General features: G+C 68.5%; 19 protein-coding genes and 1 tRNA gene. 12 read left to right on the top strand and 8 right to left on the bottom strand.

Annotated features, from left to right (window positions below):
* Positions 1-165 precede the first annotated feature (165 nt).
* Positions 166-1,068, top strand: a complete 903-nt coding sequence (gene ypfJ, locus NS334_RS04145) for a KPN_02809 family neutral zinc metallopeptidase (protein WP_058754724.1) — start codon at positions 166-168, stop codon at positions 1,066-1,068.
* 102 nt (positions 1,069-1,170) lie between these two features.
* A complete protein-coding gene (locus NS334_RS04150) occupies positions 1,171-1,545 on the top strand; it encodes an STAS/SEC14 domain-containing protein (RefSeq protein ID WP_153002582.1) in 375 nt (124 codons plus the stop codon).
* Between the two features lie 208 nt (positions 1,546-1,753).
* Here the strand turns inward: NS334_RS04150 and NS334_RS04155 are convergent, their stop codons facing one another.
* Entirely contained in the window at positions 1,754-2,995 is a 1,242-nt protein-coding gene (locus NS334_RS04155) for a DUF2171 domain-containing protein (protein ID WP_058754726.1), read from the bottom strand.
* A gap of 240 nt (positions 2,996-3,235) precedes the next feature.
* On the opposite strand from NS334_RS04155, the gene NS334_RS04160 reads away from it, so the two are divergent.
* The 3 genes from NS334_RS04160 (at position 3,236) to NS334_RS04170 (ending at position 4,993) form a co-directional block, all read left to right on the top strand.
* Positions 3,236-3,311: transfer RNA gene (locus NS334_RS04160), tRNA-Ala, on the top strand.
* A 162-nt stretch (positions 3,312-3,473) separates the two neighbouring features.
* On the top strand, positions 3,474-4,253 hold the full coding sequence (locus NS334_RS04165; protein WP_058754727.1) for an NUDIX domain-containing protein: 780 nt from the start codon (positions 3,474-3,476) through the stop codon (positions 4,251-4,253).
* A complete protein-coding gene (locus NS334_RS04170; RefSeq protein ID WP_058754728.1) occupies positions 4,253-4,993 on the top strand; it encodes an extensin family protein in 741 nt (246 codons plus the stop codon). The genes NS334_RS04165 and NS334_RS04170 overlap by 1 nt, the downstream gene beginning before the upstream one ends.
* A 2-nt stretch (positions 4,994-4,995) precedes the next feature.
* On the opposite strand, the gene NS334_RS04175 is transcribed toward NS334_RS04170, so the two are convergent.
* From NS334_RS04175 to NS334_RS04190, 4 genes are all read right to left on the bottom strand, one after another.
* Positions 4,996-5,535: a hypothetical protein gene (locus tag NS334_RS04175; RefSeq protein WP_428835033.1), complete on the bottom strand. Its 540-nt coding sequence runs from the start codon at positions 5,533-5,535 to the stop codon at positions 4,996-4,998.
* A 213-nt stretch (positions 5,536-5,748) separates the two neighbouring features.
* Positions 5,749-6,042, bottom strand: coding sequence for a hypothetical protein (locus NS334_RS04180; RefSeq protein WP_058754730.1), 294 nt, complete (start codon positions 6,040-6,042; stop codon positions 5,749-5,751).
* A gap of 61 nt (positions 6,043-6,103) precedes the next feature.
* Positions 6,104-6,877, bottom strand: coding sequence for a transglutaminase-like domain-containing protein (locus tag NS334_RS04185; RefSeq protein WP_058754731.1), 774 nt, complete (start codon positions 6,875-6,877; stop codon positions 6,104-6,106).
* Positions 6,878-6,956: 79 nt separating this feature from the next.
* Entirely contained in the window at positions 6,957-7,697 is a 741-nt protein-coding gene (locus NS334_RS04190; protein ID WP_058754732.1) for a Bax inhibitor-1/YccA family protein, read from the bottom strand.
* Positions 7,698-7,818: 121 nt separating this feature from the next.
* Between NS334_RS04190 and thpR the strand changes: the two genes are divergently transcribed.
* Positions 7,819-8,364 carry an RNA 2',3'-cyclic phosphodiesterase gene (thpR, locus tag NS334_RS04195; RefSeq protein WP_058754733.1) on the top strand — a complete coding sequence of 182 codons (546 nt, stop codon included), beginning with the start codon at positions 7,819-7,821 and terminating at the stop codon, positions 8,362-8,364.
* A 3-nt stretch (positions 8,365-8,367) separates the two neighbouring features.
* Here the strand turns inward: thpR and NS334_RS04200 are convergent, their stop codons facing one another.
* Positions 8,368-8,742 carry a hypothetical protein gene (locus tag NS334_RS04200; protein ID WP_058754734.1) on the bottom strand — a complete coding sequence of 125 codons (375 nt, stop codon included), beginning with the start codon at positions 8,740-8,742 and terminating at the stop codon, positions 8,368-8,370.
* Between the two features lie 160 nt (positions 8,743-8,902).
* Between NS334_RS04200 and NS334_RS04205 the strand changes: the two genes are divergently transcribed.
* Positions 8,903-10,453 carry a spinster family MFS transporter gene (locus NS334_RS04205; RefSeq protein WP_058754735.1) on the top strand — a complete coding sequence of 517 codons (1,551 nt, stop codon included), beginning with the start codon at positions 8,903-8,905 and terminating at the stop codon, positions 10,451-10,453.
* On the opposite strand, the gene NS334_RS04210 is transcribed toward NS334_RS04205, so the two are convergent.
* Both NS334_RS04210 and NS334_RS04215 read right to left on the bottom strand, forming a co-directional pair.
* Positions 10,450-10,992, bottom strand: a complete 543-nt coding sequence (locus NS334_RS04210) for a superoxide dismutase family protein (protein WP_083500244.1) — start codon at positions 10,990-10,992, stop codon at positions 10,450-10,452. The genes NS334_RS04205 and NS334_RS04210 overlap by 4 nt on opposite strands.
* 59 nt (positions 10,993-11,051) lie before the next feature.
* A complete protein-coding gene (locus tag NS334_RS04215; RefSeq protein ID WP_193752997.1) occupies positions 11,052-11,900 on the bottom strand; it encodes a CDP-alcohol phosphatidyltransferase family protein in 849 nt (282 codons plus the stop codon).
* Positions 11,901-12,048: 148 nt separating this feature from the next.
* Between NS334_RS04215 and NS334_RS04220 the strand changes: the two genes are divergently transcribed.
* The 5 genes from NS334_RS04220 (at position 12,049) to NS334_RS04240 (ending at position 15,706) form a co-directional block, all read left to right on the top strand.
* Complete coding sequence (locus NS334_RS04220; RefSeq protein WP_058754737.1) at positions 12,049-13,155, top strand: inositol-3-phosphate synthase; 1,107 nt, start codon at positions 12,049-12,051, stop codon at positions 13,153-13,155.
* A gap of 12 nt (positions 13,156-13,167) precedes the next feature.
* Positions 13,168-13,899, top strand: a complete 732-nt coding sequence (locus NS334_RS04225; protein WP_058754738.1) for an NTP transferase domain-containing protein — start codon at positions 13,168-13,170, stop codon at positions 13,897-13,899.
* Positions 13,900-13,988: 89 nt separating this feature from the next.
* Positions 13,989-14,186 carry a hypothetical protein gene (locus NS334_RS04230; RefSeq protein ID WP_058754739.1) on the top strand — a complete coding sequence of 66 codons (198 nt, stop codon included), beginning with the start codon at positions 13,989-13,991 and terminating at the stop codon, positions 14,184-14,186.
* A 38-nt stretch (positions 14,187-14,224) separates the two neighbouring features.
* Positions 14,225-14,548, top strand: coding sequence for a hypothetical protein (locus NS334_RS04235; protein ID WP_058754740.1), 324 nt, complete (start codon positions 14,225-14,227; stop codon positions 14,546-14,548).
* A gap of 6 nt (positions 14,549-14,554) precedes the next feature.
* Positions 14,555-15,706 (top strand): saccharopine dehydrogenase family protein, encoded by a 1,152-nt coding sequence (locus tag NS334_RS04240; protein ID WP_058754741.1) that lies wholly within the window; start codon positions 14,555-14,557, stop codon positions 15,704-15,706.
* Positions 15,707-15,754 lie beyond the last annotated feature (48 nt).

Here is a 15,754-nt window from a genome sequence, read left to right on the forward strand (position 1 = left end):
CCCCCGTCACGATCGCGCTCTTGCCCTTCAGGAACATTCCCGATCTCCGTCTCGTCCGTCTCCGCCCCCTTCCATCCGCGAGCGCGCGAACGCTTGCAACCCGCAACCGTTCGCAAGCATTCATGCCGGATCGGCAACGATCTGCGCCAGGGGAGGCGACACGCGATGCGGCTCGACGATTATGACAACGATATCAACGTCGGCGAGGCACGCGGCGGCGGCGGACTCGGGGGCGGCGGTGGCGGGGGGCTGTTGCTGGGACTGTTGCCGATGATCGGCAGCCGCTTCGGCTGCGGCGGAATCGTCGTCGTGCTGATCCTGCTGGCGGTGTTCGGCGGGCTGGGCAATCTGGGCGGGATGCTGGGCGGTGGCAGCGGCAGCGCGCCGCAGGTCGGCGCACCGCGCACCGAATCGGTGCAGCAGGTCTGCGACGCCACGCCCGCGCGCCGCGACACCTGCCGCGCGTTCAGCAACGCGCAGAATACGTGGGAGAAGATCTTCGCGCGCGAGAACCAGCGCTTCAGCCCGCCGATGCTGCAGTTCTTCAGCGGCTCCGGACAATCGGGCTGCGGCGCGGCGATGTCGGCAATGGGCCCGTTCTATTGCCCGACCGACAACGGCATCTATCTCGACACCAGCTTCTTCGATGAACTTGCGAACAAGTACAAGGCGCAGGGAGACTTCGCGCAATATTACGTGATCGCCCACGAATTCGGCCACCACATCCAGAAGCTGCTCGGCACGTCCGATCAGGTTCGGCGCGCACAGCAGCGCGCCAGCGAAACCGAGGGCAACGCCCTGTCGGTGCGGCTGGAATTGCAGGCGGATTGTTATGCCGGCGTCTGGGCGGCGGCGAACCGCGACCGGCTGGATCCGGGCGACGTGCAGGAGGGGATGACTGCCGCGCAGGCGATCGGCGACGATACACTGCAACGCGAGGCGCAGGGCCGCGTCGTCCCCGACAGCTTCACCCACGGCACCTCCGCCCAGCGCAAGGCGTGGTTGCAGCGCGGGATAGACAGCGGCGGCGATCCGGCGGTCTGCGACACCTTCTCCGGCGCGATCTGAACGACGGCACGGGCGCGGCCAGACCACGACGCCTCCGCTTCCTTCACCATCCCTTAACCGCGGCGCGACACATCACGCGGTCGAGGGATGGAGAACCAACGCATGTTCAGCGTGACGGTCGATCTGCCGCGCGGCTATTTCGAGGTCGCGACGCACGGCTTTTGGACGCTGGAGACACTGGCGGAGTTCAGCGAGGTGCTGAAACGGACCGTGCGGCGCATCCGCGCCACCGGTCGGACCCCGGTCAGCCTGTGCGACCATTCCCTCGCCATGGTGCAGAGCCAGGATGTCGTCGACGGCTTCATCAGGATGATGCGGAATCCCGCCGTCCGGTCGGGACGCGTCGCGGTCTATACGACGCGTGCGCTGCCCCGGGCGCAAGCGGCGCGGGCCAATCAGGATCATCCGGAATTTCGCTTCTTCACCGACAAGGACGCCGCGCGCGCGTGGCTTCTGGAAGCTGGTTCATCCGGTTAGGGACGGACGTAGTCGCAGCGAAGCCGGGATCGTCCGGTCACGGCGCACCGCGGAAGACGCGCGAGAACCCTACCGTCGCCGGGACGACGGATCCGGACAGTCGGATCAAACCCCGGCAGCAGTCCCGCTGACGCGCCGCGTGTGACGCGGGCATAAAAAAACCCCGGGCGCCGCCGCCCGGGGCTCCCTGCGATACAGGCTGTCCGGCTCAGTAGGTGCCGGAGAAGCTGCGGTTCAGGTTGGTGTCCTTGTCGGTGCCGCTGGTCGCACCGGTCGTGCCCCCCGTGGCGGTGGACGTGGACGAACCCGTCGTCGTGCCCAGCCCGCTCTGGCCATAGGTGCCGCGGTTCTGCCCGCTCTGGTCACCACGGTCGCCATAGCCGAACATCGCCTGATTCTGCTCTTCGTTCCGCCAGTGCTGCTTGGCCTCGTCGGCGGTCTTCGACAGCGTGACCTTCTTGTCCTCCACCGACTGGATCCAGCGCGACGGAATCGAATGGTGCTGGCCACCGGCGTCGGCGTCGTTCTTGGTCAGCAGGATGCGGTCGCCACGCACCTTGTCGACGGTGCCGACGTGGCTGCCGTCGGAGCCGACCACCTCGTCATGCTCCTTGACCTGACCAAGCGACTGGCGCTGGTTCTGGCGGCTGGTCCGCCAGGAAGAGAATTCGTTCTCGAACCGCGAACGGTTTTCCTGGCGGTATTCGTCATAGTCGCGGTCGAGCGCCGCGATCTGGCCGGAACGCCAGCTATGGTAGTCGCTGTCGCGATCGGTGTGCCCCTGCTGCGCGTAGTAGCGCTCGTCGTAGCGGCTGTCGGCCTCGCGGCGGCGCTCCGCGTCCTCGTCCCCGAACCAGCTCCGCACCTCGTCGCCGGCGCGTGCAAGGAAGCCGCGCTCGTCATAGTCATAGCCTTGCGGCTGGCGGCCGTAGCTGGCGCCGCGATCACGATGCCGACCATGGGCGCGCCGATCGTCGTCGTCATCATGGCGATGTCCGCCGACGTCGTTGAAGCGCCGACCGTCGGAGGCGTAGCTGCCGTGATACTCGCCGCCCCGGCCGTAGCGCGACTGGCCATAGGACTGGCCGCCGTACCCGCCAGCCGACCGGCCGTAGCGTTGCGCTCCGTAATTGTCCTGGCGGCCACCGTCGCGGTCCCTATAAAGATCGTCACGCTGCGCACGATAACCACCGCGATCGTCGTCGCGGTCGCGCCCGTAGAAGTCGCGTTGCCCGTAGCTCTCGCGCTGGCCGTAGCCGTCGCGCTGGCCATAGCCTCGCCGGTCTTCGTCGCGATCGCGATCCAGCGCGCCCGCCGATCGGTAATCGCGCGCGCTCGAATAGCTGCCGTAGCGACCCGATCCGTAATCCCGGCCGTAATCCTGTGTCTCGCTGCGCCCGTAATAATCGCCCTGCGGGTCGGTGCCGCGGGGATAGCGTTCGTAACCCATGATGGTTTCTCCTGCGTCAGACACGATCGCGCGCCGCTTTGCCGCGTCGCGACGGTAAGCAGGATAAGTCACGGGCGGCGCCTTCGTTCCTGTCGTTGCGGCAGGGTAACGGGCACTGGCCGCGACAGAGACACGGCCGGTCCACCACAAAAAATCGACCGATGGCAGCGGATGGAGTGTTGCGTCGCCCCGGCAAGCCGGTTAAGGGCGGCGCTCCCGGCAATGCCGGGCCTGGCGGGCGGGGCTGTAGCTCAGATGGGAGAGCGCTGCAATCGCACTGCAGAGGTCAGGGGTTCGATTCCCCTCAGCTCCACCACCCGCCCCAGGAATTCCAGAAACATCAGCCGGTCTATCGACCTTGCCGCGTGACCGCACAGCGCGCGGGCACGTTGTCGATCCGGCGATCGGGCACCGGGCCGCCTGCGAGCCAGCGGTTTCGCACGATGCGCGGCGCGCGCGTTCTGGTAAGGTCGTGTCCATGACCCGCCCCTCTCCCGCACTCAACGATGCAGATGCGATCCCCGCCGCGACGCTGGTCGTCATGCGCGACCGGTCGCCCGGCCCTCCGGACCTGCTGTTCGTGGAACGCGCCACGGCGATGGCCTTCGCGGCGGGTGCGACGGTGTTCCCCGGCGGCCGCGTCGATGCGCAGGACCGTCTGCTGGCGGAAGCGCTCGGCGGCAGCGATATCGAGGATACCGCGGCGCGGATCGCCGCGATCCGCGAAACGATCGAGGAAACCGGATTGGCGATCGGCCTGACGCCGGGTACGGATGCCGACACCGTGCGGCGGATTCGCGCCGCACTGGCCGGCGGCCTGACGCTCGCCGCGATCCTCGCCGAGGAAGGGCTGGGGATCGACCCGGACGTATTGGTGCCGTTCGCGCGCTGGCGGCCGCCGCATGGTCTGGTCCGTCGCTTCGACACGCGCTTCTTCCTGGTGCGCTGGCCCATCGATTCGCCCGCGCCGGAGGTCGACGGCACCGAGAACACGCGGCTGTTCTGGGGTGGGGCGCAATCGGTGCTGGAGGCCGCCGACGCCGGGCGGGTATCGATCATCTTTCCGACCCGGCGCAACCTCGAGCGACTTGCCCGGTTTGCCAGCTATGACGCGGCAGCGGCACACGCCCGGGCGACGCCGCAGCGGCTGGTGGAGCCATGGTCCGAATGGCGCGACGGGGAGGAGTATCTCTGCATTCCGGACGATCTCGGCTATCCGGTGACGGCGGAACGACGCGCGGACGCGCGGCGCGGATAGTGCGTCGCGCCCGCCGCCTCGTCGCCTGGGGCGTCGCGGCGGCGCTGACGGCCACTGTATTGCTGCTCGCCTGGGGCAGTCTGCGCGGCCGGCCGCAGGATCTGCCCTGGACCTCGCTCGACCTCGGGCAGCCGATCGGGCTGTTCACCGGACGGAAGCTGACCGCGCTGACCGGCGATTCGGCAAAATGTCGCGGGCTCCTGTCGCAGGCCGGCGTGCGCTTCGCCGCGCTGCCGCCGCGGGACGACGGGCAATGCGGCTATGACGATGCGGTGCGACTGGATGCGGGCGGCGCGCGGGCCGTGGCGCTGTCCCCGGCCGGGCCAGGCGTCGCCTGTCCGGTGGCGGCGGCGCTGGCGATCTGGGAATGGGATGTGCTGGCCCCCGCCGCGCGACGCCATTTCGGCGCGCGCGTGACGCGGATCGATCATTTCGGCAGCTATGCGTGCCGACGGCTCTATGGCCGCGATGCGGGGGCGTGGAGCGAACATGCCACCGCCGATGCGATCGATATCGCCGGCTTCCGCCTGTCCGACGGCAGGCGGATCAGCATCGCGCGCGACTGGAAGGCCGGCGGGCGGGACGGCGCGGCGAAGGCGGCCTTCCTGCGCGACGTGCGCGACGGCGCGTGCCAGTTGTTCGCGACCGTCCTGTCGCCCGACTATAACGCCGCACATCGCGACCACTTCCATCTCGACCAGGCGGAGCGGGGCAAGATGGGGTGGCGCGCCTGTCGCTGAGGTTAGTGCGGCAGCGCCGCCGTATCGACCTTTTCGACCCAGTGCGGAAAGAAGGCCGGCTGACGCGAGGACCAGCCGGACGCAGTCGCCGCCGCCTCGCTGATCGACTGGAGCAGCCGCCGCCGCAATTCCGGATGCAGATGCGGCATCGCCGCCGCCGCGCAGAATGCCGAGGGCAGCCACGGTCGCACCTTCGCGCCGACCAGCCGCTCGAACAGGAAACGGAACGCGGAGAAGGACGTTATCCGCCCCTGTCCCAGATCGAACGCCGCCAGCGTGATCAGCGGACCCAGGATCTGCTCCGCGGCGTCCAGCCCGCTGTCGTCCGGGATCTGCGCGCGCATGGCGGGAAGGCGACGATAATGCTGAGCCTGCGCCCGGATGCTCGCCGCCTCGACGACGTCGCGCGACCAGCGCGCCAACGCGTCGTCACGGTCCAGCCCGACGTCGAGGCTGCGGCGGATATACCGCTGCGTCGCCGCCGGGAAGGTCGCGAACTCCTTCATTTCGGCCAATGTCATCGCACCTTCGGCCGCCTTCATCCTGCCCATCGTCACACACCCCGCCGCACGAGATCCAACCAGCGGAAGAATGCGCCAAAGTGGTTAACGGCTCGCTTAACGGCGCTGTCTTCCGGCTGAAATAAATCAGCACGTCTCTCGCTGCGCCGCAACATGGATGCGACGAACGGAAAACCCGCGCAGCGACAGGGCCACGCGGGGTGTAGAACGGGCAACAATTCGGTCGCGATTACGTCATGCGTCGCGCTGTCGCTCCGCCTCCTCCGCCGCATCGAAGCCGGACGACGGTGCCGGTTCGCTGCGGCCAGGTTGCGTGATCGACACCGGATCGGACGCATCCATCGTTTCGTCCAGCCCCTCGTCGAGCCGCGCGTCGTCGCTGTCGGGATGCTTGCTGAGCCGCTTGTCAATCGACCGGTCCTGACCCGCATCCTGTCGCGCATCCCTGCCACCGCCGGCGTCGCCCGCGTCGGGCGCTACCGACAGGCTGTCGAGCGCACGGTCGTCGATCGGGCTCGCTTCGGTCATGTCACTCTCCTGATCCGGCAATGTTCGCTTACACGTCAACGCCGGATCGCGCGCGGCGTTCCTAGGTGAGCCGGTTGACCCGCACCTCCTGCGCCCAGAGGTTCGCGGTACCGAAGATCGTCATGAAGGCGATGTCGGTCGCGTCCCGACCGATCCCGACCCGTGCGATCTCATCGGGACGCGCCATGCCGGTCGCGTCGAGCAGGTGCCAACTGCCGTCGAGCCACACCTCCGCCACGGCGTGGAAATCGGGCGGATCGACGCCCGGTGCGTAGACGGAGGCGCAGCGCGCGGGGATTTCGGCGGCGCGCGCCAATGCGACGAGTAGATGCGCATAGTCGCGGCACACCCCGCGCCGCTCCGCGAAGGTATGCAGCGCGCCGCCGCCCGGCGGTGCGGGCGCGTAATCGAGATTGTCGTGCACCCATTCCGCCAACGCGGTCGCCATCGCGCCACCCGACAGGCCCGCAAAGGTCCGGCGCACGAAATGGTCGAGCCGGTCGGATTCGCAGTACCGGCTGGGCAACAGATACGGGATGGTGGCGGGCGGCAGCAGTGCCGCCGGCGTCCCCGGCAGCAGATCGAGTTGCAGCAGCGGCCGGTCGATCGTGACGGTAGCGGCGTAGCGGACCACCAGTCGCCGCTCCGCGCGCGCCCAGCAGCGTTGCCCCACCCCCTCCTCGCCAATCACGGCGCGGATCGGGTGATCCGACTCGACGATCAACGACTGCGCCTCCAGCCGCTGGTCGGGCTGCGCGGCAACCTCGATCTGCAACAGCACATCGGCGGGGGCGGGAAAGCCGTAGTCGAGAAAGGCTTCGATCGAGAGGCGCATCACCGCGCTCCTTCGCGCAAGAGAAAGGGGCCCGGCGGTCGCCCGCCGAGCCCCGTGTCGTTCGTCCAATGCGCGAGCGTCAGTCGCGGTTGCCGCCGAACAGGCGCAGGATGAACAGGAACATGTTGATGAAGTCGAGGTACAGGCTGAGCGCCGACATCACGACCGCCTTGCCGACCATCTCCGGGCCGTAACCGGCGACCTGGAAATACAGGCTCTTGGTACGCTGCGTGTCATAAGCCGTCAGACCCGCGAACAGCAGCACGCCGACCAGCGAAATCATCAGGCCCAGCGGACCCGAATTCACGAACAGGTTGATGAGGCTGGCGACGATCAGGCCGACGAGGCCGATGATGAGGAACGTGCCGAACGCCGACAGATCCCGCTTCGTCGTATAGCCGTACAGGCTGAGCGCCGCGAAGCCCGCCGCGGTGGCGGCGAACGCCTGCGCGATGGCGAGCGGCGAATAGACGAAGAAGATCGAGGACAGCGACAGACCCATCGCGACCGCGAAGCCCCAGAACATCGCCTTCAGCGTCGAGGTCGAGAACTTGCCCTGCCCGAAGCTCATCGCGAAGACGAACGCCAGCGGGGCGAGCGCCACGACCCAGCGCAGCGGCGTGCCGAACACCGCCTGCGCATAGCCCGACAGGGCGAAGCCGAGCGCGACGATGCCGGTCAACAGCACGCCCGAGGCCATGTAGTTGTAGACGGACAGCATGTACGACCGCAGCCCGGCGTCGCGCGCCTCGGTGCGGGTGCCCGAAGCGGTCCCGCCGAACGGGGCAGCGGTGGGCCGGGGATCGGACCAGTTGGCCATTGTCTCTTTGCTCCTTCATCCGAACGATGGGGTCGGATAGGGCGAATATCGCGCGTCACCGTCCGCTTTTCAAGCGAGCCGCCTGCCGCATCCCGACCAGCAAAGGTTCGTTACAGGACACATGCACCGCTTGTTCGTCGCGCTTCGTCCTCCCCCCGCGATCCGGAGCCTGCTGCTCGCCGCGACCGGCGTCGGCATGCCGGGGATACGCTGGCAGGACGACGAGCAGTTGCACCTCACGTTGCGCTTCGTCGGCGCGGTCGAGCGGCAGCAGGCGGAGGACGTGGCGGCGGCGCTTTCCGGCATCGTCGCGCCGATGCCGGAAGTGCGTGTCGACGGCGTCGGATCGTTCGAAAAGCGCGGGCGGACCGACACGTTATGGGCGCGGATCGTACCCGCCGATACGCTGACGGCACTGCATCGCAAGGTTGACCAAGCGCTCGGCCGGGCCGGGATCGCGCCCGATCCGCGCCGCTACCTGCCCCACGTCACGCTGGCGCGCGTCGCACGCGGCGGCGGGGATCCGGTCGCGATCGGGCGTTGGCTCGCGGATCACGCCGCGCTGTCGACACCGCCCTTCGCGCTGGCCCATGTCGTGCTGTACGAGAGCCACCTCGGTGCGGAAGGCGCGCGCTACGAAGCGGTCGCGCGCTGGCCGCTGGGGTGACAGTCAATCAGCGAAGAGCCAGGCGCGCGCCTCCTCCTCGGTATCGAACAAGGCGCAGCGGTCATCCATAAGCCGCTTGACCTGAAGCCGGTGCAGCGCGCCCGAGGCGAGGATCGCAACGCGCCGTGACGGCGAATCCTTGTGCAGGATACGCGCGAATTCATTGGCGACGACCTGCGGCACGACCCCCTTGCGCCGCATGTCGAGCAGGGTCCGCAACTGCCCGTGCGCCATACCGCCACTCATCATCCCGCGCAGCGTTGCCATGACCTCCGCCGCGAAGCGTGCGGTGATCGCGGCGTCCCAATCGCCGACCAACGTCAATTTCAGGAATTGCGCGCGTGCATCCGCATCGATCGCGAAGGAGGGTTCTGCCATGCGAGGCGATTAGCAACAAAAGTTTACCGAAGTACTTCCGGCATGACGCGCGCCCTCTCCGCATGATTGCGCGATCCGGGTCTCCCACGCGGAAAGCGCAGCGGCCGCCCTTCCCTTACCACCGCACTCTGATACGCTTGGCGCAACAGCGAGAGGATGCATGACCGAGAGCGATGACGCCCGCGCGAGCGGTTATGCCTGGTACGTGCTGGGAATCCTGTTCCTGGTGTATGTCCTCAACTTCGTCGACCGACAGATCCTTTCGATCCTGGCGGAGGATATCAAGCGCGACCTGAACCTGCGCGACGAGGATCTCGGCTTTCTGTACGGCACCGCGTTCGGCGTGTTCTATGCGCTGTTCGGCATCCCGCTGGGGCGGCTGGCGGACAATTGGCACCGGGTGCGACTGATGACTGCCGGGCTGTCGCTTTGGTCGGCGATGACGGCGCTGTCGGGACTGGCGGGCAGCGGCGGGCAGCTGGCGGCGGCGCGGATCGGGGTCGGCGTCGGCGAGGCGACCGCCTCGCCATCGGCTTACTCGCTGATCTCCGACCATTTTCCGAAGAAGCTGCGCGCGACCGCGCTGTCGATCTATTCCGCCGGCCTGTATGTCGGCGGCGGATGTTCGCTGTTCATCGGCGGATTGATCGTCCAGAACTGGAACCGGGCCTGGCCCGGCGGCGGGCCGCTGGGGCTGGTCGGGTGGCAAGCGGCGTTCATGGTGGTCGGCGTCCCGGGCCTGCTGCTCGCGGTCGTGATCGCGACCTTGCGCGAGCCGGTACGCGGCGCGGTCGAGGGGTTGCCCGCTCCCGCCCCGCATCCCGCGCCGTTCCGCGCCTTTCTCGACGAGCTGGTGACGATCCTGCCGCCGCTGACCCTGATCGGCGCGGCGCGCTTCGGACGGCGGGCGTTGGCGATGAATGTCGCGGGGCTGGCGACGGTGGTCGCGGCGGTCGGCGTGTTGCGGGCGCTCGGCGAACCGCTGCCGCAATGGAGCGCGGTGGGCATCGGCGCCTACGCGATCTTTTCCTGGGCATGCGCGCTGCGGCGGCGCGATCCGGCGACTTTCGCGCTGATCGTCGCGACGCCCGCCTTCGTCTGCACGGTCGTCGCATATGGTCTCAACGCCTTCATCGCCTATGCGGTCAGCTTCTGGGCCGCGCCCTATGCGATCCGCGTCGCCGGGATCGCCCCCGCCGAGGCCGGGCTGTTCATCGGCGGCGCCGGCGCGGCGGCGGGGTTCATCGGGGTCACCACCGGCGGGCTGATCGCCGACCGGCTGCGGCGCCGCAACCCGGCCGGGCGGCTGGTGCCGGTGCTGGCCAGCGCGGTGCTGCCCGCGCCATTCCTGATCGTGGGGTTCACGACCACCAACCCGCCGCTGCTCTATGGCTGCATCTTCTGCGCGCAGGTGTTCGCGGCCTGGGGGCTGGGATCGTCGGCGGCGGCGACGCAGGATCTGGTGCTGCCCCGGATGCGCGGGACGGCGACCGCGACCTTCTTCATCGGGACCACGCTGATCGGGCTGGCGCTCGGCCCCTATCTCGCGGGGCGGGTCTCGACGCTGACCGGCAGTCTGTCGACCGGCATCCTGTCGCTGCTGCTGACGGTGCCGGTGACGGTCGCGGCGGCCTGGGCCGCCTATCGCCAGTTCCCCGCCGCCGAGCGCACGCGCGAGGCGCGCGCCCGGGCGGCGGGCGGACCGACCTAGGCGGGCTGGAACACGCCGCAGGCGATCCGGCCGCCCGAATTGCCGCTGGGGTCGGTCATCAGATCGTCGGGGTTGGCATGGACCACCATCGCCGCGCCATCCGCATCCATCAGCGCCGCCCATGTCGCCGCCGGGATGGTCGCGCCGATCGTGCCGCGCCCGTCGGTGCCGATCACCAGATTGGGCAGGTCGCCTTCGTGCGGGCCCTGCGGGTTCATCGTACCGTGCTTCTTCTGGGTCGGGTTCCAATGTCCGCCGGCCGACGCGAAGTCCGGCGCGTCACAGCGGCCGATCATGTGAACGTGTGCGCCGTGCGTGCCCGCCGGCATCCCCGTGGCGTCGATCGTGAAGCGGACGCCGCCGGCCACCTCCGTCGCGGTCGCGCGGCCGACCGGCGCGCCGGTGGCGGTCATCAGCATCGCGGTCGCGCGCTGCCCACCCGCGACGGGCGTGCCGGTTTCCATCTTGTCCTGATCGTTACATGCCGCGAGCGACAGCGCCGCCGCGCCGATTCCCGCCATCATCGCCAAGTGTCGCATCGCTTGCTCCTCTATATATCCCATTTGCTCCGCCAACCCGTCGCCGGACCGGCGGTTCCTCAACGATGGCCGTGCGCGATCTGCGCGGCGATCCGCTTTCCCAGATACGCCGCCTGCATGATCGCGAGCACCAGCGCGACGTTCAGCACCACGATCTCGATCAGGAAGAACCACAAGGGCGTGCCCGCGATCATGCTCAACCCCAGCAGGATCGTGCGCGGGTTGGCCCCCAGCGCGGCGAGCAGCGGCAGCGCGCGCGATCCGGTGCGCCGCGCGATGTCGGCGATCCGCCGCCGCTCGGGCGGATCCGCCTCGGCGCTGGCGACCAGCGCGTTCACGACCTGCGTCGGGCGCGACAGCGCGTGCCAGACACCCAGATACAGGTTCGACAGCGCGATACCGATCCCCCGCCCCTCCGCGCGCGCATTCTGAAGCCATGGCGTGTTATACGCCCACCATTGATAGGTGCGCCGCTGGCTTTCCGCGAACACCGACTGCACCGCACGGCTTATCCCGGCGAACACCGCGATCGGCCACGCGATCCAGCCGATATGATCGTCGAGCGCGCCGGCCAGCAGAAGATACAGCACGCCGTGTCCCGCATAATCGCACAGCCCGTCGACGATCTCGCCTGAGGGCGAGGCCCGGCCCGACATTCGCGCCAGCGCGCCGTCCGCGCCGTCGACGACATGCCAGGCGCAGTGCAGGAAGAAGCCCACCGCGATCGCCCAGGGCGTCGCGACGCGGGCATAGAGCACGGCGGTGATCATCACCATCACCGCGCCCGCGATCGACACCATGTTGGGCGTGACCGGCGTCGGCACCAGCGCCCGCGCCAGCACGTGCGCCAGCGGGTGGTAGATGGTGCGGTTCAGGAAACCCTGCAGCTCCCGCGGCTTTCCTGCCACGGTCGGACCCGATTCGTTCACACGTTCCTCGTGAGATTGCCCCGCCGCGCCTATACAGCGCATCGCTTCGCTTGACAGATGCCACGTATCTGTCACCAAGCGGCAATGTATTGTCTTTCGCCGGCTAACCGTCGGCAAGTGGGGTAGAATGGCGACGATCAAGGTTGCGGTTATCGGTGTCGGCAACTGCGCAAGCAGCCTAATTCAGGGCAAATATCACTATGCCGGCAGCAACACCGCAGCGGGCCTGATCCATGAGGACATCGGCGGCTACAAGGTCGGCGACCTGGAATTCGTCGCCGCGTTCGACGTCGACTCGCGCAAGGTCGGACTTGATCTGGGTGAAGCCATCTTCGCCAAGCCGAACTGCACGAAGGTGTTCCACGCCGATGTGCCGAAGACCGGCACGATCGTGAAGATGGGCGCCAAGCTGGACGGCGTCGCGCCGCACATGCTGACCGCCGCCAACGATCGCGGGTTCGAGATCAACGACACCCGCGATGCGGAGAAGGCGGAGATCATCGCCGAGCTGAAGCGCTCCGGCGCGGAGATCCTGGTCAACTTCCTGCCGGTCGGCAGCCAGGAGGCGACCGAATTCTACATGGAATGCGCGCTGGAGGCGGGCCTCGGCGTCGTCAACTGCATGCCGGTGTTCATCGCGTCGCGCCCGGAATGGGAAAAGAAGTTCGCCGACGCGAATCTGCCGATCGTCGGTGACGACGTGAAGGCGCAGGTCGGCGCGACGATCGTCCACCGCGTGCTGTCGAACCTGTTCGGGCAGCGCGGCGTGACGATCGATCACACCTATCAGCTCAACACCGGCGGCAACACCGATTTCATGAACATGCTCGACCGCAACCGGTTGGCGAGCAAGAAGGAATCGAAGACCGAGGCGGTGCAGGCGGTGATCGCCGAGCGGCTGGCGGACGAGAACATCCACGTCGGTCCGTCCGACTACATTCCGTGGCTGGGCGACAACAAGCTGTGCTTCCTGCGTCTGGAAGGCGACCTGTTCGGCGGCGTGCCGATGAACCTGGAACTGCGCCTGTCGGTGGAAGATTCGCCGAATTCGGCGGCCGTCGTCGTCGATGCGATCCGTTGCGTGAAGCTGGGCCTGGATCGTGGCATCGGCGGCGCGCTGGAAGGCCCGTCGGCGTTCTTCTGCAAGCACCCGCCGCAGCAGGTGACGGACGATGTCGCGGCCGCGATGACCAATGAGTTCATTCACGCCGACGCGCGCCTCGCCGCCGAATAAGGACACCCTGCGTTGCACGCGCTGATCGTCGCGGCCGGCTATGGCAGCCGGCTGCGCGCGGTATCCCCGTCGAAGCCGTTGACGCTGGTCAACGGCGTGCCGCTGATCGAGCGCGTGCTGCGCGCCGCCCGCGAGGGCGGCGTGACCGAGGTGACGGTCGTCACCGGCCATGAGGGCGAGCGGCTCGAACGGCATCTCGCGCTCGCCACGGCGACGCTGGGATTGCCGGTGCAATGCGTGCGTACCGACGACTGGTCGTTGCCCAACGGTCATTCGGTGCTGACCGGCGCGGCGGTGATCGGCGCGCATCGTCACCTGTTGATGATGGCCGACCATCTGATCGAGCCGGCGCTGATCGCCCACGTCGCCGCCGCGCCCGACGCGGCGCTGACGCTGGGCGTCGATCGCCGCCTCGACAATCCGCTGGTCGACCTCGACGACGTGACGCGCGTCCGCACCGATGGCGACCGGATCGTCGCGATCGGCAAGCATCTGCCCGAATACGACTGTTTCGACACGGGCGTCTTTGCCGTCGACGGCCGCTTCCACGATGCACTCCGCGCCTCGATCGCGGCGGGCGGCAACGGCTCGATCTCCGCAGGCGTCGAGGCACTTGCCGCCGGAGGCGACGCACGGGTGATCGATATCGGGGATGCCTGGTGGCTGGACGTCGACGATCCGCGCGCGCTGACGCAGGCGGAGGCCGCGCTCGCCGACCACGACGCTCATCCGCGCGCCGCCTGACAGCAACAATTCCTCACTGCGCAGCCCGGAACACGCCCGCAACATCGGTTATTGGAACCGGCATCGTCGACATGCCGGAGACAAGATCCATGAACCACGACCATCGTACCGTCGCACGTCACAGCATCGCCGGCTGGCCCGCCCTGCTGGCGATCTGCGCGCTGATCGTCGGCGTGCTGTATCTCACGCTGGGTCGCCACGAACGTGCCGCACAGGTAAAACCGGCGACGGGCAGCGCACAGGCGATGGCACTGGCGGCAAACCAGCCTGACGCCACCCGCCGCTGACGCGGGATCGGCGGCGCACCCTCACGCGTTGTGCCGCCATGACCGACCCCGTAGATCCGCACCACCGCCGCAGGACCGCGTTCGACAAGGACGACGGCAAGACCGGCCAGGGCTACACGCTCGACGACGAGCGCCGCATGGCGTCCGACATGCCGGCCGGCTCCGTCGCCCCGAAGCCGTCCGTGCTGCCGCCCGATCACGGCGACAGCGGCCGCCGCGCCTCCTTCGACCCGGTCACGGGCGAGGTGCGCGGCAGCGGATCGGGCGCGGGCGGCGGCCATGACGGTGAAGACCCGGACAGCGACAGCGCCGGGGGCGACGGACCGCCGCGGACCGGCGCTGACGTACCGGGAAATGGATGAGGCGTCATGGCGCGCGACTTCGACATCATCGTCTTCGGCGCCAGCGGCTTCACCGGCAAGCTGGTGGCCGAGTACCTTTCCGGCGGCGCGGCGCGTGACATCCGCTGGGCAATCGCCGGTCGTTCGCAAGCCAAGCTGGAGACGGTTCGCGAGTCGCTGAACGCCGACGTGCCGATCGTGACCGCCGACAGCGACGATGCGCCCGCCTTGCGATCGATGTGCGAGCGAGCGGAGGTCATCATCAGCACGGTGGGACCGTATCAGCTGCACGGCAGCGCGCTGATCGCGGCCTGCGCGGCGACCGGGACGGCTTATGTCGATCTCTGCGGCGAGCCGGGATGGATGCGCGCGATGATCGACGCGCACCATGCCGAGGCGCAGCGTAGCGGCGCGCGGATCGTCTTCTCCTGCGGGTTCGACTCGATCCCGTTCGACTTGGGCGTGCTGACGCTTCAGGAAGCGGCGAAGGCGCGGTTCGGCGCGTCGGTGCCGCGCGTGAAGGCGCGCGTGCGGAGAATGAAGGGCGGCTTCTCCGGCGGTACCGCCGCCAGCCTGAAGGCGACGCTGGCGGCCGCCGCGCGACAGCCGTCGCTGGTGGCGCTGCTCACCGATCCCTTCGCGCTGACGCCCGGTCATGCCGGGCCACACCAGCCCGCCGGGCTGCTCCCCGAATACGACCCGACGCTCCAGGCGTGGGTCGCGCCGTTCATCATGGCGCCGATCAACACCAAGAACGTCCACCGCACCAACTTCCTGTTGGGCCAGCCATGGGGCGATCTGGTCTATGACGAGATGGTCGTCGCGGGACTTGGCGATCTGGGCAAGGTGGCGGCGGAGGCACTGGCGAAGCTCAATCCGTTCGCCGGCGACAAGGGACCGAAGCCGGGCGAAGGCCCGTCCGCCGAAGAGCGTGCCGCCGGGCATTTCGACATTTTGTTCGCCGGCCTGATGCCGGACGGCGAGCGGATCGACGCGGTCGTGACCGGCGACACCGATCCCGGTTACGGCTGTACGTCGAAGATGCTGGCGGAGAGCGCGCTGTGCCTGCTGCACGACGTGCGCGGCGATGGCGGCGTCTGGACGCCGGGCGCGCTGATGGGCGTTCGCTTGCGGGAACGCTTGATCGCGCACGCCGGAATGACCTTCACCGCCGGCTGAAAGCGCAGCTTGCCGTCGCCGGAGAAATTCGCGACCTTTTCCATTCCG

This window comes from Sphingomonas endophytica, assembly GCF_001476895.1.
GTDB classification, from domain to species: Bacteria; Pseudomonadota; Alphaproteobacteria; order Sphingomonadales; family Sphingomonadaceae; genus Sphingomonas; species Sphingomonas endophytica_A.